Source organism: Bacteroidota bacterium (assembly GCA_034439655.1).
Classification (GTDB): domain Bacteria; phylum Bacteroidota; class Bacteroidia; order UKL13-3; family UKL13-3; genus CANJUD01.
In genome coordinates, this window is the sequence record JAWXAU010000199.1 from 1 (window position 1) to 3,776 (window position 3,776).

Below are 3,776 nucleotides of genomic sequence, written 5' to 3' on the forward strand. Positions count from 1 at the left end.
GTTCGCGGCGAGCGATACTACAATAAAATAAAGTGTCCGTTATAATTTGGCTTTTCTTATTTGAATTATGAAAGAGGTCTATTGAGTTTCGGTATAATATATTCATATAACAAAAAAAGCAGCCCTTTCGAGCTGCTTTTATATACTAATTAAAATTATTCGCTGTAGGTAATTATTAAGCTAATACCACAATCTTATTGTCCAACATTTCAACAATACCTCCTTTTATTTCAAAATTCTGAATGCCTTCTTTACTTGTTATTTTCACAGTTCCTGCTTTCAAACGAGAAACTATGGGTGCGTGGTTATTCAGTATTTCAAATACACCCAAACTACCAGGCAACATCACACTTTCCACTTCACCACTGAAGAGGGCTTTATCGGGAGTTAATATTTCTAATATCATAATATTTAGATTTTGTAATCGTGGCAGTGAACTAAAGTAAAACTGCGTTAGCCACTGTTTACTGTCTACTGCGAACTTATTTCGCTTCCTCCATTAATTTTTTACCTTTTTCAATCGCATCTTCAATAGTTCCTACCAAGTTGAATGCTGCTTCAGGATATTCATCTACGGCACCATCCATTATCATATTGAAACCTTTGATGGTATCTTCGATAGAAACCAAAACCCCATCCAATCCTGTAAACTGCGAAGCCACAAAGAAAGGTTGCGATAAGAAACGTTGAACACGACGGGCACGGTGCACTACCATTTTATCATCTTCGCTCAACTCATCCATTCCTAGAATTGCTATAATATCTTGTAACTCTTTATAACGCTGCAAAATCATTTTCACACGTTGGGCACAATCATAATGTGCATCACCCACAATAGCAGGAGAAAGGATACGTGAAGTAGAATCCAAAGGATCCACCGCTGGGTAAATTCCAAGCTCGGCAATTTTACGACTCAATACTGTAGTAGCATCTAAGTGGGCAAAAGTTGTAGCTGGAGCAGGATCTGTTAAGTCATCCGCAGGTACATATACCGCTTGTACTGAGGTGATAGAACCACGTTTGGTAGAAGTAATACGTTCTTGCATCGCACCCATCTCACTGGCAAGCGTAGGTTGGTAACCCACCGCCGATGGCATACGACCCAATAGAGCCGAAACTTCTGAACCTGCTTGTGTGAAACGGAAAATATTATCGACGAAGAAAAGAATATCGCGACCGCCAGATTTCTCATCGCCATCACGGAAATATTCAGCAACAGAAAGTCCGCTCAATGCCACACGTGCCCGAGCTCCCGGAGGTTCGTTCATTTGTCCAAATACAAGGGTAGCTTGCGATTGGGCTAGTTCGTGCAAATCAACTTTGCTCAAATCCCAGTCACCTTTTTCCATACTTTCTATAAAAGATTTGCCATACTTAATAACGCCCGATTCAATCATCTCACGCAACAAGTCATTGCCTTCACGGGTACGCTCACCCACACCTGCAAATACTGACATACCTTCATAAGCTTTTGCTATATTATTAATCAATTCCATGATGAGTACGGTTTTACCCACACCTGCACCGCCGAACAAACCAATTTTACCTCCTTTTACATAAGGCTCCAAAAGGTCGATTACTTTAATACCTGTATATAATGGCTCCGACTTAGTAGTTAACTGATCGAACTTTGGAGCATCTCTATGGATGGAGCGATATTCAGGAACATCGGGTTGTGCCAGTCCATCAATCGCCTCTCCTACCACATTCATCAAACGACCACGCACATTGTCGCCAGCAGGCATGGTGATCGCTTTGCCTGTATCGGTCACTTCCATTCCACGCACCAATCCGTCGGTGGCTTCCATGGCGATGGTGCGAACTAGGTTTTCGCCCAAATGTTGCTGAGTTTCCAAAATAACTTTGGTGCCATCGCCTTTTATTACATACAATGCATCCAAGATACGAGGGAGTTTAGCGTCTACGTGAGCAAAGCTTACATCGACTACAGGACCAATTACCTGTGCTACTTTTCCAATATTTGCCATTAAAATTTCGTTTAATTTTTAAGGCCGCAAAAGTAAAAAAGGAACGCTTATAAAACAAGGGATTGTTTAAAATTAAATGAACAAATAATTAACTGCTATAATTATAGGCTATGAATTAGCTAAAAACTTTGTGTCCATTGTGTAAAGTGTTTGTCCTCACGAGGCTAGAGCCTGTGCCGAACTTGTTAGGGTAAGGGATTGCACATTGCTTAAAAACATACAAAAGATTTGAAATCGTAAATGTCTCTCCCGCAAGCTTGCAGGAGAGACATGACAAATGTGAGTAGCATTGTGCTTAGGATACTTAATATGATATAATTTTTCATTTACATTTGCAAACTCAAAATCAAATCACTTTGCAAATCCCCTTTAACAAACCTTATTACACAGGAAACGAAACTAACTACATGGCCCAAGCAATGGCCAATGGCAAAATTTCGGGCGGGGGAGAATTTACAAAACGCTGTCATGATTTTTTTAAACAGAAATATGGATTTGAAAATTGTTTGCTCACGAATTCATGCACCGCGGCTTTGGAAATGGCCGCCATCCTTATCGATATAAAACCTGGCGATGAAGTAATCATGCCTTCCTATACTTTTGTTTCTACCGCAAATGCATTTGTATTACGTGGTGCCAAAATTGTTTTTGCCGATAGCAGTCCATCGCATCCAAATATGGATGTTGACACTCTAGAACATCTCATCACGCCAAAAACAAGAGCAATTGTTCCCGTTCATTATGCAGGCAATGCTTGTATTATGGAAGCTATAATAAAGTTGGCCGACAAACATAACTTATATATAATAGAAGATGCGGCACAAGCCATTGATGGTTATTATATATTTACCGATGGTAGCCGTAAACCACTTGGTTCTATTGGGCACTTGGCTGCTTTCTCATTTCATGACACTAAAAATATTATATGTGGCGAAGGTGGTTTGCTCGTGATTAATGACAAGAAATTTGTAGAGCGTGCAGAAATTATTTGGGAAAAAGGAACCGACCGCAGCAAATTTATTCGTGGCGAAACCAATAGTTATGGTTGGGTTGATATAGGCTCTTCCTTTCTCCCTTCTGAACTTACTGCTGCTTTTCTACTTGCACAGCTCGAACAAATTGAACAAATACAAAACAAACGACTCAGCATTTGGAATCATTATAATAGTTTGCTTGCGAACACCAATTTTGAGACACCCACTATCCCATTATATAGTACGAATAATGCACAAATGTATTATATAGTCTTAGATAGTATAGTGCAAAGAAATAATATGATAGCTCTTTGCAAAAAGGACAATATCCAAACTGCATTTCATTATCTCCCATTGCACCAAAGCGAGTTTTATACTAGCGAACACGACGGCCGCAACTTGCCCAATTGCCAAAGGTTTGCTGATGGTTTGTTGAGATTACCACTCTATTATGATATGGGGGAAAGTGAGGTGGAGTTTGTGGTGGATGTGGGAAAGAGTTTGGGGTTATAAATTGCTATATATATGCCATAAATTAAGCTGCAAGGATAAGTACTCATCAATTTGGGATTTTATACCAATTCTTAACCTAAAATAGTTCTCCGCCTGTGGCAGATTTGGTTTGTAGAATGGTAATGCCGAACTACATCCCGAATGCCCCGCTTAATCCCGATAATTATCGGGATGCGGGGGGATTAGTCCCTTTCTTTTGGACTATTATATCGGAAGTTAAACCATACTTTCAAGTAAAATCAACCGTTTCAGCCGATTTTTTTTGCCATTATTTACTACTTAACTAACAATTCCGGTTTTA

4 protein-coding genes are annotated in these 3,776 nt (G+C 39.6%); 2 read left to right on the forward strand and 2 right to left on the reverse strand.

The window, feature by feature from the left end; all coding sequences use genetic code 11:
- Nucleotides 1–175: 175 nt before the first annotated feature.
- Nucleotides 176–406 carry an ATP synthase F1 subunit epsilon gene (gene atpC, locus SGJ10_14680; GenBank protein MDZ4759369.1) on the reverse strand — a complete coding sequence of 77 codons (231 nt, stop codon included), beginning with the start codon at nucleotides 404–406 and terminating at the stop codon, nucleotides 176–178.
- Between the two features lie 76 nt (nucleotides 407–482).
- Nucleotides 483–1,988, reverse strand: coding sequence for a F0F1 ATP synthase subunit beta (gene atpD, locus SGJ10_14685; protein MDZ4759370.1), 1,506 nt, complete (start codon nucleotides 1,986–1,988; stop codon nucleotides 483–485).
- Nucleotides 1,989–2,320: 332 nt separating this feature from the next.
- On the opposite strand from atpD, the gene rffA reads away from it, so the two are divergent.
- Together rffA and SGJ10_14695 are read left to right on the forward strand one after the other, a co-directional pair.
- Entirely contained in the window at nucleotides 2,321–3,475 is a 1,155-nt protein-coding gene (gene rffA, locus SGJ10_14690; GenBank protein MDZ4759371.1) for a dTDP-4-amino-4,6-dideoxygalactose transaminase, read from the forward strand.
- 122 nt (nucleotides 3,476–3,597) lie between these two features.
- Nucleotides 3,598–3,762, forward strand: coding sequence for a hypothetical protein (locus tag SGJ10_14695; protein MDZ4759372.1), 165 nt, complete (start codon nucleotides 3,598–3,600; stop codon nucleotides 3,760–3,762).
- Nucleotides 3,763–3,776 lie beyond the last annotated feature (14 nt).